This window comes from Streptomyces sp. NBRC 110611 (assembly GCF_001590865.1).
Lineage (GTDB): Bacteria > Actinomycetota > Actinomycetes > Streptomycetales > Streptomycetaceae > Streptomyces.
Genome location: NZ_BBUY01000009.1, coordinates 94,060 through 111,243, shown reverse-complemented (window position 1 = coordinate 111,243; position 17,184 = coordinate 94,060). Strand labels below are relative to the sequence as shown.

16 protein-coding genes and 2 pseudogenes are annotated in these 17,184 nt (G+C 71.7%); 7 read left to right on the top strand and 11 right to left on the bottom strand.

The genetic code is table 11. From position 1 onward, the window contains the following. The first annotated feature begins 254 nt into the window (after positions 1-254). Together AZE13_RS20410 and AZE13_RS34190 are read left to right on the top strand one after the other, a co-directional pair. Entirely contained in the window at positions 255-1,472 is a 1,218-nt protein-coding gene (locus AZE13_RS20410) for a beta-eliminating lyase-related protein (protein ID WP_066933992.1), read from the top strand. 432 nt (positions 1,473-1,904) lie between these two features. Then, positions 1,905-2,057: a hypothetical protein gene (locus AZE13_RS34190; protein WP_181690392.1), complete on the top strand. Its 153-nt coding sequence runs from the start codon at positions 1,905-1,907 to the stop codon at positions 2,055-2,057. Between the two features lie 43 nt (positions 2,058-2,100). Here the strand turns inward: AZE13_RS34190 and AZE13_RS20405 are convergent, their stop codons facing one another. Beyond that, positions 2,101-2,289 carry a hypothetical protein gene (locus AZE13_RS20405; RefSeq protein WP_066933729.1) on the bottom strand — a complete coding sequence of 63 codons (189 nt, stop codon included), beginning with the start codon at positions 2,287-2,289 and terminating at the stop codon, positions 2,101-2,103. Between the two features lie 100 nt (positions 2,290-2,389). Here AZE13_RS20405 and AZE13_RS20400 point away from each other — a divergent pair, with 100 nt between their 5' ends. Then, entirely contained in the window at positions 2,390-3,490 is a 1,101-nt protein-coding gene (locus tag AZE13_RS20400) for a DUF5937 family protein (protein ID WP_066933726.1), read from the top strand. An 86-nt stretch (positions 3,491-3,576) separates the two neighbouring features. Here the strand turns inward: AZE13_RS20400 and AZE13_RS20395 are convergent, their stop codons facing one another. Together AZE13_RS20395 and AZE13_RS20390 are read right to left on the bottom strand one after the other, a co-directional pair. Beyond that, on the bottom strand, positions 3,577-4,260 hold the full coding sequence (locus tag AZE13_RS20395; protein WP_066933722.1) for a response regulator: 684 nt from the start codon (positions 4,258-4,260) through the stop codon (positions 3,577-3,579). Positions 4,261-4,462: 202 nt separating this feature from the next. Further along, a complete protein-coding gene (locus tag AZE13_RS20390; RefSeq protein ID WP_066933989.1) occupies positions 4,463-5,671 on the bottom strand; it encodes a sensor histidine kinase in 1,209 nt (402 codons plus the stop codon). 171 nt (positions 5,672-5,842) lie between these two features. Here AZE13_RS20390 and AZE13_RS20385 point away from each other — a divergent pair, with 171 nt between their 5' ends. Both AZE13_RS20385 and AZE13_RS20380 read left to right on the top strand, forming a co-directional pair. Continuing rightward, positions 5,843-6,970: an SAM-dependent methyltransferase gene (locus tag AZE13_RS20385; protein WP_066933720.1), complete on the top strand. Its 1,128-nt coding sequence runs from the start codon at positions 5,843-5,845 to the stop codon at positions 6,968-6,970. 33 nt (positions 6,971-7,003) lie between these two features. After that, on the top strand, positions 7,004-8,146 hold the full coding sequence (locus tag AZE13_RS20380) for an NADH-quinone oxidoreductase subunit D (RefSeq protein ID WP_066933717.1): 1,143 nt from the start codon (positions 7,004-7,006) through the stop codon (positions 8,144-8,146). A 67-nt stretch (positions 8,147-8,213) separates the two neighbouring features. Here the strand turns inward: AZE13_RS20380 and AZE13_RS20375 are convergent, their stop codons facing one another. Then, positions 8,214-8,867, bottom strand: a complete 654-nt coding sequence (locus AZE13_RS20375) for a TetR/AcrR family transcriptional regulator (RefSeq protein ID WP_066933986.1) — start codon at positions 8,865-8,867, stop codon at positions 8,214-8,216. 116 nt (positions 8,868-8,983) lie between these two features. Between AZE13_RS20375 and AZE13_RS20370 the strand changes: the two genes are divergently transcribed. Beyond that, positions 8,984-9,463, top strand: a complete 480-nt coding sequence (locus AZE13_RS20370; RefSeq protein ID WP_066933714.1) for a DUF1453 family protein — start codon at positions 8,984-8,986, stop codon at positions 9,461-9,463. Between the two features lie 270 nt (positions 9,464-9,733). Here AZE13_RS20370 and AZE13_RS20365 read toward each other — a convergent pair whose 3' ends face one another. The 4 genes and pseudogenes from AZE13_RS20365 to AZE13_RS20350 all read right to left on the bottom strand — a co-directional run bounded on the left by AZE13_RS20365 (position 9,734) and on the right by AZE13_RS20350 (position 13,743). Beyond that, positions 9,734-11,029 (bottom strand): coiled-coil domain-containing protein, encoded by a 1,296-nt coding sequence (locus tag AZE13_RS20365; RefSeq protein ID WP_066933711.1) that lies wholly within the window; start codon positions 11,027-11,029, stop codon positions 9,734-9,736. A 64-nt stretch (positions 11,030-11,093) separates the two neighbouring features. After that, a pseudogene (locus tag AZE13_RS20360) lies at positions 11,094-12,055 on the bottom strand (ABC transporter substrate-binding protein). 237 nt (positions 12,056-12,292) lie between these two features. Continuing rightward, positions 12,293-13,006, bottom strand: a pseudogene (locus tag AZE13_RS20355) (ABC transporter permease); the annotation flags it as partial. After that, the gene (locus AZE13_RS20350; RefSeq protein WP_398780184.1) at positions 13,006-13,743 is read right to left on the bottom strand and encodes an ABC transporter permease; all 738 of its coding nucleotides are present in this window, start codon (positions 13,741-13,743) and stop codon (positions 13,006-13,008) included. The gene AZE13_RS20350 and the pseudogene AZE13_RS20355, both read right to left, overlap by 1 nt. Positions 13,744-13,977: 234 nt before the next feature. On the opposite strand from AZE13_RS20350, the gene AZE13_RS20345 reads away from it, so the two are divergent. Beyond that, positions 13,978-15,102, top strand: coding sequence for an ABC transporter ATP-binding protein (locus tag AZE13_RS20345; RefSeq protein ID WP_066933709.1), 1,125 nt, complete (start codon positions 13,978-13,980; stop codon positions 15,100-15,102). 166 nt (positions 15,103-15,268) lie between these two features. On the opposite strand, the gene AZE13_RS20340 is transcribed toward AZE13_RS20345, so the two are convergent. The 3 genes from AZE13_RS20340 to folB all read right to left on the bottom strand — a co-directional run bounded on the left by AZE13_RS20340 (position 15,269) and on the right by folB (position 16,811). Beyond that, a complete protein-coding gene (locus AZE13_RS20340; RefSeq protein ID WP_066933980.1) occupies positions 15,269-15,754 on the bottom strand; it encodes a DUF3180 domain-containing protein in 486 nt (161 codons plus the stop codon). 102 nt (positions 15,755-15,856) lie between these two features. Next, positions 15,857-16,453 (bottom strand): 2-amino-4-hydroxy-6-hydroxymethyldihydropteridine diphosphokinase, encoded by a 597-nt coding sequence (gene folK, locus AZE13_RS20335; RefSeq protein ID WP_066933706.1) that lies wholly within the window; start codon positions 16,451-16,453, stop codon positions 15,857-15,859. Then, the gene (gene folB / locus AZE13_RS20330; protein WP_066933703.1) at positions 16,437-16,811 is read right to left on the bottom strand and encodes a dihydroneopterin aldolase; all 375 of its coding nucleotides are present in this window, start codon (positions 16,809-16,811) and stop codon (positions 16,437-16,439) included. Before folB ends, folK begins: the two co-directional genes overlap by 17 nt. Between the last annotated feature and the right edge of the window lie 373 nt (positions 16,812-17,184).

Here is a 17,184-nt window from a genome sequence, read left to right as displayed (position 1 = left end):
GTGTTTCCGGCGGCCTCGGGGCCGTGCTGGGGGGAGAGAGACGGGACCGCCCCGACATCAATCCCCTCACACCCCACAAGTTATCCACAACTTTATCCACAGGGGTCGCGGCCGCGCGCGGCACTGGTCCATGCTCAATGCGACACAGCGAGCCGCAGCGAACGGACGACGGCACACAGGCGGCATACGGGCGGCACACAGGCGGCACGCGGGCAGCACACGACGGCAAGAGACCGGAAGGGCAGGTGGGGGCCGTGACGAGGGACGCACGGAAGCCCGACACGGAGGCCGAGGAGACGGGCACAGGCGAGACAGAGAGCACCGAGGGCACAGACACGGTCGAGCGGGCGCGGCTGATCGCGGCCTGGCACGGCTCGGAGCGGGTGCTGGCGAGCGGCCGGGCAGCCGAGACGCTGCGCGAGCGGCTGGCCCGCCTGACGGCCGACGCTCCCGCCACGTACGACCTCGACGACTGGGCGGACAGCTACGGCAACGACAACGGCATCGTGGGCGCGCTGGAGCGCCGTACCGCCGAGACGCTGGGCATGGAGGCCGCCGCCTTCTTCCCGACCGGCACGATGGCGCAGCAGGTCGCGCTGCGCTGCTGGGCGGGGCGCATGGGCAGCACGGCCGTCGCCGCGCATCCCCTCTCCCACCTAGAGGTGCACGAGCGCGCCGCATATGCACAGGTCAGCGGGCTGCGCATGGTGCATCCGACGCGCGCACCACGGCTGCCGACACCCGAGGAGATATACGACCTGGAGGAGCCATTCGGCACCCTCGCTCTCGAACTCCCCTTGCGGGACGCGGGGTTCGTCCTCCCGGAATGGGAGGAGCTGAAGGCCACCGTCGCGGCCGCGCGGGACCGCGACGCCGTGATCCACTTCGACGGGGCGCGCCTGTGGGAGTGCGGTCCGCACTTCGGCCGTTCGCTCCCTGAGATAGCCACCCTCGCCGACAGCGTCTACGTCTCGTTCTACAAGTCTCTGGACGGTTTGTCCGGCGCCGCTCTGGCCGGCCCGGAGAACGTCATCGAGGAGGCCCGCGCCTGGCGGCACCGTTACGGCGGCCAGCTCTTCCAGCAGTGGCCGGCCGCCCTGTCCGCGCTCGCCGGACTGGACCGTGAACTCCCGCGCCTGCCGCGGTATGCGGCCCATGCGAAGGTCGTCGCGCAAGCGCTCGCCGACGGCCTGGCCGAGGCGGGCGTGCCGTGGTTCCGCATACACCCGGAGGTACCGCACACCCACCAATTCCAGGTATGGCTGCCCGTCCCCGCCGACACCCTGAACGAGGCCGGCGCACGCCATGCGGAGAAGACCCGGACGACACTGTTCCGCGAATGGTTCACCCCGACCGGCGCCATACCGCCTGGCCTGTCGATGACCGAGGTCACGGTCGCGACCTCGGCCCTGAAGTGGACGCCCGAGGACGTGCGCACAGCGGTCACGGAGTGGTGGCGGCTGATCCCTTAGGCGGCATTCCCCTTGGGCGGCAGCCCCTTTGTAATACTGCACCGGCAGACCGATGACAGCCCTGGGCGGGCAGTGACCAGCGCAGCGGTAGTTCAAGGATCCAGACGACGCAGTTCGGCACGGTGATGCTCCTCAGCAGCGTTGACCGCACCCCGGGAGCCTCATCGCCTCACCGGGACCTGATCGCTTCATGCTGCTGCCGCGTCTACAGAGCGGGTTTCATGCCTTGTGAAACATCACGTGATACCGAGCCACGAGGCAAAGCCTGAGAGGGATGGCTTGGCATATCGCTCCAGCTGGATCAATGCCCGCACGGTCTCCCTTACTTGGGGATCGTTCCGGGTCTGCTCAGGCGCCGCTCCGCGCGCGGCCCGGAGCGCGGCACACGCCTTCTCACGGTTCCCGTAGTCGGGCCGGCCCTTCGCGGCATCCATGTACCAGCGGCAGCCCGACGCCTGGGGCGCGGAGGCTGCCGCCCGTGGTCGCCGGGGCGGGCAACGCATCGTCCATGCCGGGGAGATCGCGACACCGGCCGAGATCGCGGAATGCCTGGGGATCACCGAGGGCGAGGACGGCGCCGTGTGATGCCGTGTGATGCCCTGTGGAGCGGCGCCGGCGACCGTCGGGGTCAACTCGCGGGAGTGGCGGTCGCGGTGGCGGAGGTGCGGAAGGCCTCCCGTACGACGGCCCGGAAGCGTAGCCAGCCGCGGATCTCGCGGGCGGTGCGGACCGTGTGCACTCCGGGTGCGGCGGGGGGCTGCTCGCCCCGTTGGGCGGCGCGGTAGGCGTCGAGCATGTGCTGCTGGTTGGCGTTCATGGGTCTCACTGTGGGACCGGGGCCGCGGCCGTGGCACGTCATTTGACGGGAGCCGTCAAACGACGAACGTGCAGGTCGTGACCTCGCGCATGATGGGTGCATGGCCAACGTCATCGACATCACCGGGCTGCCTCAGGAGCGCGTCGTCTTCTGCCCCTCCCCGCTGGCGGAGCTGAGTGCCGCGCTGCATGCGCTGTCCGAGCCGGGGCACCACCCCGGGCTGCACGGCTGGGTCACCGCGACCAACGCGGCGCTGAAGACCGACCTCGCCGACCGGTTGTGCGAGGCGGACTTCCTGTGGCGGTCCACGCGTTCCGACATCCTGCTGCCCGCCCGCCCCGGTGCCACCCTGGCCGAGGATCTGGACGAGCTGGACAAAATCGACGACGAGCGGTTCGTGGCCTCCGCGTTCGAGATCAACTGCTCGGCCTCGTACACCCGGTGCACGCCGTCGCCCTTGGTCGATGCGAACGAACGGGCCCGCGTACGGGAGATGGCGGCGGCGCGCGGCCCGCGGCAGGCGGCGTTCACGGACCGGATGCTGACCGACCCCGACGGTCTGCGGGTGTGGCTGCGCCGGCTCTTCGAGGACTGCGAGGACGCGTTCTTCGGGGACATCTGGCGGCGGGTGGGCGTCCAGCTGGCGGCCGACGCCCGGCACAAGACCGAGCTGCTGCGGCACAAGGGGCTGGCCGAGACGCTGCCCGCGACCTCGGCGGCGCTCTCCCTGGAGGAGACCGCGACCGGCGCCCGCATCCTGGTGGACAAGCTGGCAGTGGGCCGTACGACCGCGTACGCCGATCCGGGCGACCCCGGCGTCACCTTCGTACCCACGTCGTTCGGCTGGCCGCATCTGCTGGTCAGCCATGCCCCGGGCTGGCGCCCCGTGCTCCAGTACCCGGTCGCGGACACCGAGTTGCCGGCGACGGCCACACTGGAGCTCATCCAGCAGCGGCTGGAAGCGCTCGGCCATCCGATGCGGATGCAGCTGTGCCGGACGCTGTCCCGGGGGCCGCACACGACGGGCGAGCTGGCGACGGCATTCGGTATCACCTCGCCGGAGGTCTCGCGGCATATCGCGACGCTGAAGAAGGCCGGGCTGATACAGACGCGGCGCCGTGGCCGCTATGTGCTGCACCAGCTGGACCTCCAGGTGGTGGCCCGGCTGGGCAGCGACTTCCTCGAGGGCGTGCTGCGCTGAGCGGACGTGCTGCCCCGCCACCGCGCTGGGCAGTGTCGGCAGTACAGGCCAGTACAGGCCGGCAGTGTTGCGCTGTACGGGCGGGACTACGCCCCCGCTCCCCCGGCCCGCACCAGTCCCGTCTCGTACGCCAGCACCACCGCCTGGACCCGGTCCCGCAGGCTCAGCTTGGTGAGGATGCGCCCCACGTGCGTCTTCACCGTGGCCTCGGACAGCACCAGCCGCGCCGCGATCTCACCGTTCGACAGTCCCTGGGCGACCAGGAGCAGCACCTCCCGCTCGCGGTCCGTCAGCCGGTCCAGCTCGGGGTGGGCCGACGTGGCCGAGGCGGCGGGCAGCATCGGCGTGAACCGGTCGAGGAGCCGGCGGGTGGTGGAGGGCGCGACGACCGCGTCGCCGCTCTCCACCGCCCGGATCGCGGAGAGCAGCTCAGCGGGCGGCACGTCCTTCAGCATGAAGCCGCTGGCCCCGGCCTTCAGCGCGGAGAAGGCGTACTCGTCGAGGTCGAAGGTGGTCAGGATGAGCACCTTCGGGGCGTCCTCGCGCTGCCCGCCCTCGCAGATCCGGCGGGTGGTCTCCACCCCGTCCAGATGCGGCATACGGACGTCCATGAGGATCACGTCGACCTTGGTGGAGCGCAGGACCTCCAGGGCCTCGACTCCGTCACCGGCCTCCGCGACGACCTCCATGTCGGGCTGGGCCGCGAGCACCATCCGGAAGCCGGTGCGCAGCAGCACCTGGTCGTCGACGAGCATCACGCGGACGGTCATGGCAGGGGGTTCCCTTCAGGCATGGACGGGAGGGATGTGGGGGCATGGGACGGGGACAAGGGCGGGGGCGCGGCCCGGTGCGGCAGCGGCAGTCGCGGTGGCAGCGGCGGTCGCAGTAGCGATGGCAGCGGCGGTCGCAGTAGCGATGGCAGCGGCGGTCGCGGTGGCGACGGTAGCGGCGGTGGCATGAGCGGACCGGTCCTCACTGGGCCGGTTTGAACGGGAGTACCGCGCTGACACGGAAGCCGCCGCCCGGCCGCGGCCCCGCGGTCAGGCTGCCGCCGACCATACCGATACGTTCACGCATCCCGATCAGGCCGTGGCCGAGGCCGTCGGCCCCGCCTTCTTCGTACAGCTCGTGCTGCGCACCGCGCCCGTCGTCCTCGACGAGCAGATCGAGGTCGTCGTCCCGGTAGGCGAGGCGGACGGTCGCGTGGACATCGGGTCCGCCGTGTTTGCGGGTGTTGGTGAGCGCTTCCTGGACGATGCGGTACGCGGTGAGTTCGATGCTGCTGGGCAGCGGGCGGGGCTCGCCCGCCACCCGGAAGTCGACCGGCAGCCCCGCGCCCCGCACCTGGTCCACGAGCTCGGTGAGCTGCTCGACGCCGGGCTGGGGGACGTACTCGCCGCCCTCGGGCTGTTCGCCGGTGCGCAGGACGCCCAGCAGGCGGCGCATCTCGGCCAGCGCCTGGCGGCCGGTGCCGGAGATCGTCTCCAGGGCCTGCCGGGTCTGTTCGGGCGCGGCGTCGAGGACGTACGCGGCCCCGTCGGCCTGGACGACCATCACCGAGACGTTGTGGGCGACGACGTCGTGCAGCTCGCGGGCGATCCGGGCGCGCTCGGCGGCGACCGCGATCCGGGACTGCGCCTCGCGCTCCTTCTCCAGCCGGGCGGCCTTCTCCTCCAGCTGCGCCCAGTAGGCGCGGCGGGTGCGCATGGAGTCGCCGAGCACCCAGGCGAGGACGAAGGGCACGGTGATCAGACCAGTGAAGATCACCGCTTCCCACATCGGCCGGCCAGGGGTGTCCGGCGGGTTGAAGCGCCAGGTGACAAGGGCGGGGCCGACGAGGGTGCCGACGAGGGCGAAGCGGGAGGCCCAACGGGGGATCGTGGGGCCGGAGGCGACGGTGTAGGCGATCACGAACATCGCGAGATCGCCGGGGTTGGGCACGATGAACAGGGCCAGCTGGCCGATACCGATGGCGGTCGCCAGCAGCAGCATCGTCACGGGGAACTTGCGGCGCAGCGCTATGACGAGGCTGAGGCCGATCGTGACGGCCGCGCCGAGGAGCTGCTCCCAGCTGTAGAGGTCCGACATGATCCACAGGCTGTTGAACCCGAGGAGGAGGATGGCCCAGAAGCTGTCCACTCCCGTCGGGTGCCTGCGGAGGAAGTCGTAGAGGCGCTGCACGTAACCCAGCGTAGGCAGCACTGGCAGGTGCGGGAGTCAACCGGAGGAGCGATCCTCCGCGCCGGGTCTACTCCCCAAGGTGGAGAACCTCTGCACCAAATGTGTCGGCCCCTGGCATGACCTGCGAAGCCCCCGGGGACGGGGCGGGGTGCCCGCCCGTACCGTGGGCGTGTGACGAACGAGTGGCGGGGCTGGCGGGATGCGGCGGAGCGGGCGCTGTACGGCCCGGACGGGGGCTTCTACACCCGGCCCGGGGGGCCCGGCCCGGCCGGTCACTTCCGTACCTCGGTGCATGTCTCCCCGCTGTACGCGGGGGCTGTCGCCGGCCTCCTGTGCCGCGTCGACGACGCCCTCGGCCGGCCGGGCGAGCTGGCACTGATCGATGTGGGCGCGGGCCGCGGCGAGCTGCTGACCGGGGTGCTGGCCGCGCTGCCGGCGGAGGTCGTGGCGCGGCTGCGCCCGTACGCCGTCGAGCGGGCCGCGCGCCCCGAGGGCCTGGACCCGCGGATCGAGTGGCGGGCGGAGCTGCCCGCCGTGGGCTCGGTCACGGGGCTGCTGTTCGCGAACGAGTGGCTCGACAACGTGCCGGTGGACGTCGTGGAGACGGACGCGGACGGTGTGCTGCGCCGGGTGCTGGTGCGTGACGACGGCACCGAGCGGCTGGGTGATCCGGTCCGGCTGAGTGACCCGGTCCGGCTGGGTGAACCGGCTCGGCCGGGCGATCCGGCCCAGCTGAGTGACCCGGCCCAGCTGGGTGATCCGGGCGACGGCGCGGACGCGGAGTGGCTGCGCCGGTGGTGGACGCCGCCGCTGTCTGCGGATTCCGCGCTGCCCCCGGGGCTGCGCGCCGAAATCGGCCGCCCCCGGGACGAGGCCTGGGCGCGGGCCGTCCGTACGCTGCGCGCCGGGCTCGCCGTCGCCGCCGACTACGCGCACGAACGGGGCGATCGCCCGCCGTTCGGCACGCTCACCGGCTTCCGCGACGGCCGCGAGGTGCGTCCCGTACCGGACGGCAGCTGCGACATCACGGCGCATGTGGCGCTGGACGCCTGCGCCGGCCCGTCGGCGAAGCTGCTGCCCCAGCGGGAGGCGCTGCGCGCCCTGGGGGTGGACGGCCGCCGTCCGCCGCTCACCCTGGCCACCGACGACCCGGCCGGGTACGTACGGGCGCTGAGCGCCGCCGGTGCGGCGGCGGAGCTGACCGATCCGGCGGGCCTGGGCGGCTTCGGCTGGCTGCTGGAGCCGGTGGGCGAGGAGTGCGCGGAGCTGCTCACACGGCTCGAGGAGTGGGACGCCTGACAGCCGCGGACGGCGTGCTGCGAAACTGTTCCCATGACGGAGACGACGGTCGGCATCGGCGGCGCGGCGGAGAGCACCGACATGGTGCTGAACATCGGCCCGCAGCATCCCTCGACGCACGGCGTGCTGCGGCTGCGCCTCGTCCTGGACGGCGAGCGGATCCAGCACGCCGAGCCGGTGATCGGCTATATGCACCGTGGCGCCGAGAAGCTCTTCGAGGCGCGCGACTACCGGCAGATCATCATGCTCGCCAACCGGCACGACTGGCTGTCGGCGTTCTCCAACGAGCTGGGTGTGGTGCTGGCCGTCGAGCGGATGCTGGGCATGGAGGTGCCCGAGCGGGCGGTGTGGATGCGGACGCTGCTGGCCGAGCTGAACCGGGTGCTGAACCATCTGATGTTCCTCGGCTCGTACCCGCTGGAGCTGGGCGGTATCACTCCGGTCTTCCACGCGTTCCGTGAGCGCGAGGAGCTGCAGACCGTCATGGAGGAGATCTCCGGCGGCCGGATGCACTACATGTTCAACCGCGTCGGCGGCCTCAAGGAGGACCTGCCGGCCGGGTGGCTCAGCCGGGCCCGGCAGGCCATCGCCGACGTCCGCTCCCGTATGGACGTCTTCGACAACCTGGTCCTGGGCAACGAGATCTTCCGCGGCCGTACCCGCGGGGTCGGCGTGCTGGCGCCGGAGGCGGTGCACGCGTACGGCGTCTCGGGGCCGATCGCCCGCGCCTCCGGTGTCGACTTCGATCTGCGACGGGATGAGCCGTATCTGGCGTATGGGGAGCTGGGGTCCACGCTCAAGGTCGTCACCCGGGAGGAGGGCGACTGCCTGGCCCGCTTCGAGTGCCTGCTGGAGCAGAGCCACAACGCGCTCGACCTCGCCGACGCCTGCCTGGACCGGATCGCGGAGCTGCCGCCGGGGCCGATCAACCAGCGGCTGCCCAAGGTCCTGAAGGCGCCCGAGGGCGCGACCTACGCCTGGACCGAGAATCCGCTGGGCATCAACGGCTACTACCTGGTCTCCAAGGGCGACAAGACGCCTTACCGCCTGAAGCTGCGCTCGGCGTCGTACAACAACATCCAGGCGTTGGTGGAGCTGCTGCCGGGGACGCTGGTGGCCGATATGGTCGCCATCCTCGGGTCGATGTTCTTCGTGGTGGGAGACATCGACAAGTAGGAGATCAGGCAGGGAACCAGGTAGGAGATCAAGCAGGGGATCAGGCAGGGGATCAGGGCATCCGCCGTCACGGGCCCTTGCGGAGAGTCTCCAGGTGGCGGTGCAGGACGCGGCGGAGCAACTCCGGTGTGACCCGGTCCGGTTCCAGAGTCGCCTGGAAGGTGAGGCCGTCGAGCAGGGCCGACAGCCGCAGCGTCTCCAGCTCCAGGTCGAGGTCCTCGGGCAGGCTGCCGGCCTCCTGGCCCCCGCGCAGCATCCGCGTCAGCAGGACCCGCATTCCGGACTCCAGCTCGACGGCGTGCGGCCGGAGTTCGGGGCGCGTACGGGCCGCGGTCGTGAACGCCTGCCAGAGCATGCCCTCCTCCCGCCGCTCGTCGTCCAACGGCAGGAATTCGGCGAGCAGTTCCTCCGCGCGGGTACGGCGCTCACCGGCCGCGGCGGCGACGTCATCGGCGCTGTCACCGTTGTCGGCAGCGGCGGCGAGGAGCCGTTCGGCGTGACCTCCTACGCGGTACTCGATGCGGGCGTTCAGCTCCTTCATCGCAAAGATCATCACCTCGTCGTGGTCGCTGAAGTAGTGGCGGACCGACCCGACGGCCAGTCCGGCCTCCGCGGCGACGTTACGGAGCGACGCCCCCTCGACGCCCTCCCGCCGCACCACGCGGAGCACGGCCTCGGCGACGGCCCGGCGGCGGGCCTGCGGATCAACAATCTTCGGCATCTTGCGATTGTGGCACACCCGCGCTAAATTATTTTTTGGCACGGGCGAGCTAAAAACTGCCAGGCGCGCTTCCAGGTGCAGGGAACACGCGGAACACGTGGAACACAGGGGGAACCATGAACGAATGGCTGCTGGCGGGGCTGATCCTGGCCGCCGTCGTCGCGGTGGTCGTCAAGCGGCTGCGGGGCGAGGAGGTCAACGTCCGCGATCTGTTCGTGCCGCCGGCCGTCCTCATCACCATCGGCGTCATCGCACTGGCCAAGGCCGAGGAGGCGACCGGCACGGATCTGATGTGGACGGGCGCCGGCGCGCTGCTCGGCTGCGCATTGGGCGCCCTGCGCGGCGCGACCGTCCAGCTGTCGTCCCGGAACGGCGCACTGTGGCAGCGCTATACGGGCCGTACGTTCGGCGTGGCCGTGATATCGCTGCTCGCCATGGCCGGCTTCGGGTTCCTGGCGGTGAAGATGGGGATGCACGAGAACGCCCGGCCGGTCCAACTGGCCATCGGCGTCAGCTTCCTGGGCGAAGCCCTGGCGGTCGGCTACCGCGGGCGGACGAGCGGCACACCGTTCGCACCGGAGCGCCGTCGCATATGAGCCGCACGTGAATCGCACGTCGTGAGTCGCACGTGAGCCGAGCCTGACGACCCGCTGCCCGTCCACCACACCGCATGCGGTCCACACCCTGTGGACAAGGCGCGCCCCGCGCCGCGCGGATCCGGACCACGAGGGCCGGACCACAGGGACCGAACTACGTGGGCCGAACTACGCGGGCCGAACGACGTGCGGCCCCGGAGCCGGTGAGGGCTCCGGAGCCACAGAGGTCCGGACCACGGTCGGTCGCGCCAGCAGCGGTTGCCGGGCGGGTCAGGAGATGGCGCTGCGCAGTGCGCCGACGTCGAGCTGTTCGGTTTCGTCGTGCGCGGTCAGGTCGATGACCTCACCGGCGGCAGCGTCGTCGGCGGCGGCCGCATCGGTCAGCCCACCGTCATCCGCGACGTCCGCGGCCTCTGCGTGAGTCTTGGCGGGCGACTCTGCACGGGCCTCGGCGCGCGCCGACTGCTCGGCGACGGCCTCGTCGCCCACGACGTCCGCCAGGTCGTCCTGCAACGGTGCGGTCAGCTGCCGGGGGCGGGGCGGGGCCGTGTTGCCGAAGAAGTCGAAGCCGCCCAGCTCGCGGGACGGGGTGGGACGGGGCGGTGCGACGGCGGCGGCCGGGACCGGGCGGAGCGCGGGTCCGGCGGCAGCGGCCGTACGGGCGTGAGGTACGCCGCCCGTGCGCTCGGCGGCGGCCGCCGGGGAGTTCCCCCGGTCGTTGTCACCGTCCCCGCCGCTCCGGGCGGTACCCGAAGCACCCTGGGGGGTGTCCCCGGCGCCCTTCGCCGTGTCCTGCGCGGAGTGCTGGGCGGTTTGCTGGACGGCGCGCTGCCGGGCGGACTGCTGGGCGGCGCGCTGCCGGGCGGCGTTGCGGGCGAGCCGGCGGAGTGCCTGGTCGGCCTGCTCGTACGTGGCCGGAGCCGGGGCCGGGCGGTCCGGCGTCGGGGCCGGGCGGTCCGGCGTCGGGGCGGGCTCGCGGCGGGCCAGGACGATGGCGGACGCGGACCCACCTGCCCGGGAGGAACCGAGCGCTCGGGGAAGGCGCGCGATGGCCGGCAGCGAGGTGGCCGATGCGGCCGAAGTGGCCGATACGGCCGGGGAGACCGGGGAGGTGGACTCGATGGCGAGGAGGCGGCGGCCCTCCAGGGCGCTGGCCCGCTCGGTCTCGGCGGTGGCGTAACGGCGCAGCAGCTCGGCGTGTTCGCTGCGCAGCCGGGCCAGTTCGGCACGCTTGGCACGCAGTTTGGCGTCCAGGGCGGTGCGCAGCTCGCGGGCCTCCTCGACATCCGTTTCGAGCTCGGCTATCCGCTCCTCGGTGCGCCACTCGTCGCGCACCCGGGCGCGGGTGAGTTCGGCGACCCGGCGGCCGGCCTTACGGTCCCAGCCGCGCAGAAGGACGGCGCCGGTGAGTGCGGCGGCCGCCGCGCCCGCGGCGAGCACCCGCTGCACCAGATCGTCGCCGACGAACCACGCGCCCGCGGCGCAGGCGATTGACGCACCGGCGACCGTCACAGGAGGAAGCAGCCGGTGGAGGGGTGGTGAATGGCGGTGGCGTCCTCGTGGCATGGCCAGAAACTTACCGTGCGTGCGGGGCCTATGGGGCCCCGCACACCAATCCGTTTCCCGCTGGTTACTTCTTGACCAGCCCCTTGGACTCGACATAAGCCTGCGCGACATCCGCGGGCTTGAGCCGCTCGGCGTCGACCTTGCGGTTCAAGTTGATCAAGTCTTCGGTCGTCAGCTTGCGGGTCAGCTTCCCGAGCGCGGTCTCGATCTCCTTGTCACCGGCGGTCCTGGCATTCACCACCGGCAGCACATTGTCGGCGTTCTGCAGCTTCTTGTCGTCGGCCAGAAGCACCAGTCCGAAGTTGTCGAGGGTGGCGTCCGTGGTCGTGGTGAGCACCAGCTGGTCCGTGCCGTCCTTGACCGCCTGTTTGGCCTGCGGGGTCCCGACTCCCTTGGGGTCCAGGCCGGTGACGTCGATGCCGTACGTACGCTCCAGGCCCGGCTTGCAGAACACCCGGGTCTCGCACTCCTCGCCCGCCGCGACTTTGATCTTCTGCTTCGATTTACCGAGGTCGGAGAGGGTCTTCAGGCGGTGCTCGGCGGCGAATTCCCGGCTGACCGCGAAGGCGTTCTGATCCGTCGCCGCACCCGCCGGCAGCACTTTGAGTCGCGCGGCCCGGCGAGCTTCCCGAGTGCCGTCACCGTCTTGTCGATGTCGCTGGAGGCGACGGGCTCCGCCTTGCTGCCGTTCACCTTCGCGTTGAGGAATTCGGCGAGGGTGGAGGCGTATTCCGGCACCACATCGATCTGCCCCTTCTCCAGGGCCGGTTCATACAGCTCGCGATTGGCGAGTGTCTGTACCCGGGTCCGGTATCCGGCATCGGCGAGGATCCTGGAATAGATCTCCGCGAGCACCTTGGACTCGGTGAAACCGGCCGAGCCGATGACGATCTCGCCCTTACCGTCCTTGCCGTTGGCACCGCCCTTCTCCTCCAGGCTCTGGCCGCACGCGGCCAGCCCGGCCGCCAGCGCGACCACCGTGCCCGCGACAAGCGCGGTACGGGCCGCGCGCGACGTGCTGCTCATGGATGCCACCTTCAGTCTTCAGTTCGTTCGGATCGGTTCCGGTCGGGACAGGTCGTCCGGCCGGGACAGGTCCGGTCCGCACGGGTCAGGCCGCGCCGGATCGGGCGGAGCCTGATCCGCCGGGGCCCGGTCGGGCGGAGGCTGATCGGACAGGGGCTGATCGGACGGCCGCTGGCCGGACGGGGGCTGGTCGGACGGGCGCCGGTCGGTGTCCTCGGGCGTACGGACTGGGGTACGGGCTGCGGTAGGGGATGCCGTACGCGAGGCCGTGCGGGTGGCGGCGCGCCGTCGTCCGCGCAGCGGGTCCAGCAGCCGCTCGACGAGGACGAGGACGCCCTCCACGGCCAGGGCGAGCACGGCCACCAGCAGCGCGCCCGCGACGACCTGCGCGGTGTCGTAGTTGCCGAAGCCCGCGGTGATGATCCGGCCCAGCCCCCCGCCGCCGGCCATCGCGGCGAGGGTGGCGGTCGCCACCACCTGGACCGTGGCCGACCGCAGGCCCGTCATGAGCAGCGGATAGGCGAGCGGTATCTCGACCCGCAGCAGGAGTTGCGGACCCGACATGCCCATCCCCCGGGCCGCCTCGACCACATCGCGGTCCGCCTCCCGCATGCCCAGATAGGCGTTGGTCAGCAGCGGCGGCACCGCGAACAGCACCAGCGCGATCACCGTCGGCCAGTCGCCGTACCGCCCCAGCGGACTGAGCGTCAGCAGCACCAGCACCGCGAAGGTCGGCACCGCGCGGCCCACATTGGAGATGTTGACCGCCAGCGTCCCGCCCTTGCCGAGGTGTCCCAGATACAGCGCCAGCGGCAGGGCGATCAGGCAGGAGAGGACCAGGCACAGCGCACTGAGCCACAGGTGCTCGGTGAGGCGGTGCCACACTCCGTTCTCCCCGGCCCAGTTGGCGGCCGTCGTCAGCCACTGCCAGGCACCCGTGACCGCCTCCATCAGCCCACCGCCTTCGCCGTACGGGCACCGCGCCGGGCGGCCGGGGCCTTCGGCTTCGTCCGCGGGCGCGCCCAGGGCGTGAGCAGCCGCTGAAGGCCCATCAGCAGCACATCGGCCACCAGCGCCAGCAGCACGCACAGCACCGACGCCGTGAGCACTTCGGCCTTGAAGAAGCCCGCCATCCCGCTGGCTATGAGATTGCCCAGGCCGCCGTAGCCGACGACGGAGCCGATGGTGGTCATCGCGACCGTCGAGACCGTGGCGATCCGCAGTCCGGCCACCACCGCGGGCAGCGCGAGGGGGAGTTCCACCTCGAACAGCAGCCGCGCGGGGCCGTACCCCATCCCGCGGCCGGCCTCCCGCACCTCGGCGGGCACCGCCTGCAGACCGGCGAGGACATTGCGCACCAGGATCGTCAGCGAGTAGAGCACCAGGCCCGTGACGACCACCGCCGCCGAGACCCCGAAGACCGGGGTCAGCAGGGCGAACATCGCCAGTGACGGGACCGTGTAGAGCACCGTCGTCAGCCCCAGGACCGGCCCGGCGGCGCCCCGCCAGCGCCGGGCCAGCAGCGCCAGCGGCACGGCGACGGCCAGGCCGATCACCACCGACACCGCGGTGATGCCGAGGTGCTGGAGCGTCGCGTCCAGCAGCTCCTGACCGCGGGTGCGGACATACTCACCGCAGATCCAGTCGTTCGTTTCCAGACAACTCGGTCCGGCAGCCATGCCGTTCATGGCCCGTCACCTCCCCCGCCCTACGTGCTCACTTCTCGGCGACGTCTGCGACCCTAAACCCCAGCACTGACAATCGCCCGGTCGCCCCGGCTCACCGGCCACACCACCGGCTACCCCGCCATCCACGCGCAACACCGCGTTCACGAAATTCGCGATGTTCGCCACTTCCCGGCCACCATGGGCGGCCGGCAACGGGCCGCCCCAACGGGCCATCCATCCACACCTGAGGGAAGAATGATCCGCTTCGAGCACGTCACCAAGCGCTACGCCGACGGCACCACCGCCGTGGACGACCTCACCTTCGAGGTCGCGAAGGGGGAACTCGTCACGCTCGTCGGACCCTCGGGCTGCGGCAAGACCACGACGATGAAGATGGTCAACCGGCTCATCGAGCCCACCGGCGGGCGGATCTTCCTCGACGGCGAGGACATATCCACCGTCGACCCCGTCCAGCTGCGGCGCCGCATCGGCTACGTCATCCAGCAGACCGGACTCTTCCCCCACAAAACCGTCCTGGACAACACCGCCACCGTCCCGCACCTCCTCGGCCGCCCCCGCAAACAGGCCAGGGCCCGCGCCGCGGAGCTCCTCGACCTGGTCGGCCTGGACCCGGCGACGTACGGCGACCGCTACCCCGACCAGCTCTCCGGCGGCCAGCGCCAGCGCGTCGGCGTGGCCCGCGCGCTCGCCGCCGACCCGCCCGTCCTGCTGATGGACGAACCGTTCGGCGCGGTCGATCCGGTCGTCCGCGAGCATCTGCAGAACGAGTTCCTGCGGCTGCAGTCCACACTGCACAAGACGGTCCTCTTCGTCACCCACGACATCGAGGAGGCGGTCCGGCTCGGCGACCGGATCGCGGTCTACGGGGCGGGACGCATCGAGCAGTTCGACACCCCGGCGACGGTCCTGGGCGCCCCCGCGACCCCGTACACCGCCCAGTTCGTCGGCGCCGACCGGGACCTCAAGCGGCTCGCCGTCACCCCCGTCGGGCCCGGCGACCTCGAGCAGCCCCCGGTCGTCCGGCTCGACGACTCCGCGGCCCGCGCCGCCGACCGGCTGACCGCCGACGAGGCACCGTGGGCGGTCGTGCTGGACGCCGACGGGGCACCGTACGGGTGGGTGACGGCCGGGGCGCTCACGGGTGCGCTCCCGGACGGTGCCACTCCGGGGAGCGGCACCGTCCGGGAGCACGCCCGGCAGATGGCCGCCTGGCTGCCGCTCGGGGCCCCGCTCAAGCAGGCACTCAGCACGATGCTCCAGCATGACGCGGGCTGGATCGCCGTCCGGGACGGCGACCGCCACCTGGGTGTGCTGACGCCCGCCGGGCTGCACACCGCGCTGCGCCGCTCCAGCCGCTAGGGCCTGTCCGATGGGTCCGCGTGGGCCCGCGGCGACCCATCGGACAGGCCCTAGGGCACGGCGCCGCGCGGCGTCGGCGCTCCCGTAGCGCCTGGGTCAGAGCGCCGGGGTCAGACCACCGAGGTCGGCGCGCCGGGGCCGGAGCGCCGGATATCCGCGCGCGGGGTCAGAGCGCCGCGTCGGCGCCGCCCCGGTCCTCGTCGTCCGGCAGCTTGCACACCCGCTCCAGGAAGACCGCCGCGGCCACCACGGCCACACCGGCGAGCACCGACAGACCGGCGTGGATCACCTGGTCCCGGCGCGGCTCGACCTCGAGCCCGGCGCTCAGCAGAAAGACGCCGACACCGCCGTACAGCCCGGAGACCAGCGCCGCCACCAGGGCGCTCGCCTGCCCGAAGACCACGGCACGGGCGGCCATCAGCGGATCGACGCCCTTGGCGCCGGGCCGGCGCTCGCGCTGGGCGCGCAGCCGCGACCGGAGCGAGACGGCCGTGCCGGCCAGCACGGCGGCGATCAGCGCCAGCACGATCGGCGCGGCCACCGGCACGCTGGGCAGGGAGCCGTAGGAGTCCCACAGCCGGGCGCCGCCCCAGGCCAGCACCCCGGCCGCCAGAAACAGCCCGACCAGCACCTTGATGTGTAGCTGCCTCACCGAGCGATCGCCTCTCACACCGTCATGACCCTGTGCCGTCACGACCATTTTCCGTACCGGTACGCCTCACAGGTACACCCATGGGACCCGCAACCCTAACGGCTACTCGGGCAGTCGCAGTTCCAGGTCCGCCCGCGGCACGACACCGTCACGGCCGACCGCCGCGAGCAGCTCGGCGACCGCACCGCGCCCCGGAACCTCAGCCTCCGGGTCGACGTCGTACCAGGGCGCCAGCACGAACGCCCGCTCATGGGCGCGCGGATGCGGCAGCGTCAGCAGCGGGTCCTCGGAGACCACGTCCTGATAGGCCACGATGTCGACGTCGATGGTGCGCGGCCCCCAGCGCTCGTCACGGACCCGCTCGAAGGCCTCCTCGATCGCGTGCCCGCGCTCCAGGAGGGAGCCCGGCGGCAGCGTCGTCTTGATCAGCACCACGGCGTTGAAGTACGACGGCTGGGTGCCCGGCGCCACGCCCCAGGGCTCGGTCTCGTACACCGGGGAGACCGCCTTGACCCGCAGACCAGGGGTGTCCTCCAGCGCGTCGACGGCACCCTGGAGGGTCTCCAGGCGGTTGCCGAGGTTGCTGCCGAGGGAGAGCACGGCTCGTTTGGGGTTGGAGAGCGTCACATCGGCGGCGTCCACCTGCTCCACGACGGAGGCGGGCACCGGCTGTACGGTCGGGTCACTGCTGGTGTTCATGTACTCGACTCCGAGTGATGGTGATGGTCACGTCGTCGAAGGGGACGGTGATCGGCGCATCCGGTTTGTGCACCACCACCTCCACTTCCTGTACGCCCTCGTGCTTGAGGCACTGGTCGGCGATGCGCTCCGCCAGGGTCTCGATGAGGTCGACGGGCTCGCCCTCCACGACGGCCACCACCTCCTCGGCCACGATGCCGTAGTGCACGGTCTTCGCGAGATCGTCGGAGGCTGCCGCCTGGCGGGTGTCCAGACCGAGGACGAGGTCCACGATGAAGGTCTGGCCTTCCTCGCGCTCCCGGGGGAACACCCCGTGGTGGCCCCGGGCCTTCAGGCCACGCAGCGCGACACGATCCACGCGAATCACTCCCACTGGTCCACGGCACCTCTGGCGCCACTGTTCGTCGGTTCCGGGCAGGCACCGGAGCGGTCCGGCAACCCCACCCCGTCATCGAATCTACCTTCGAGCACCGACAGCCCTCGCTCACGGGGGCTATGGACAAGACCCCACCCTGCTGCTAGGCACGACTCACCCGCACGGGCCGGGAGATCGTCCGCGCGGCCTCTTACCCCTCTTCCCCCGCGCCACCCCTACCCGTGCCCCACTTGGCTCGAACGGGTGCGCCGTCGTCCAGATGGCTGACGTCCGCCACTGACGCGCTGCGCGGCCGCCACCATGAGCGCAAGGGCCGGCCGCCATGGCAAGGCTCACACCCCGCCCGCGCCCGCAT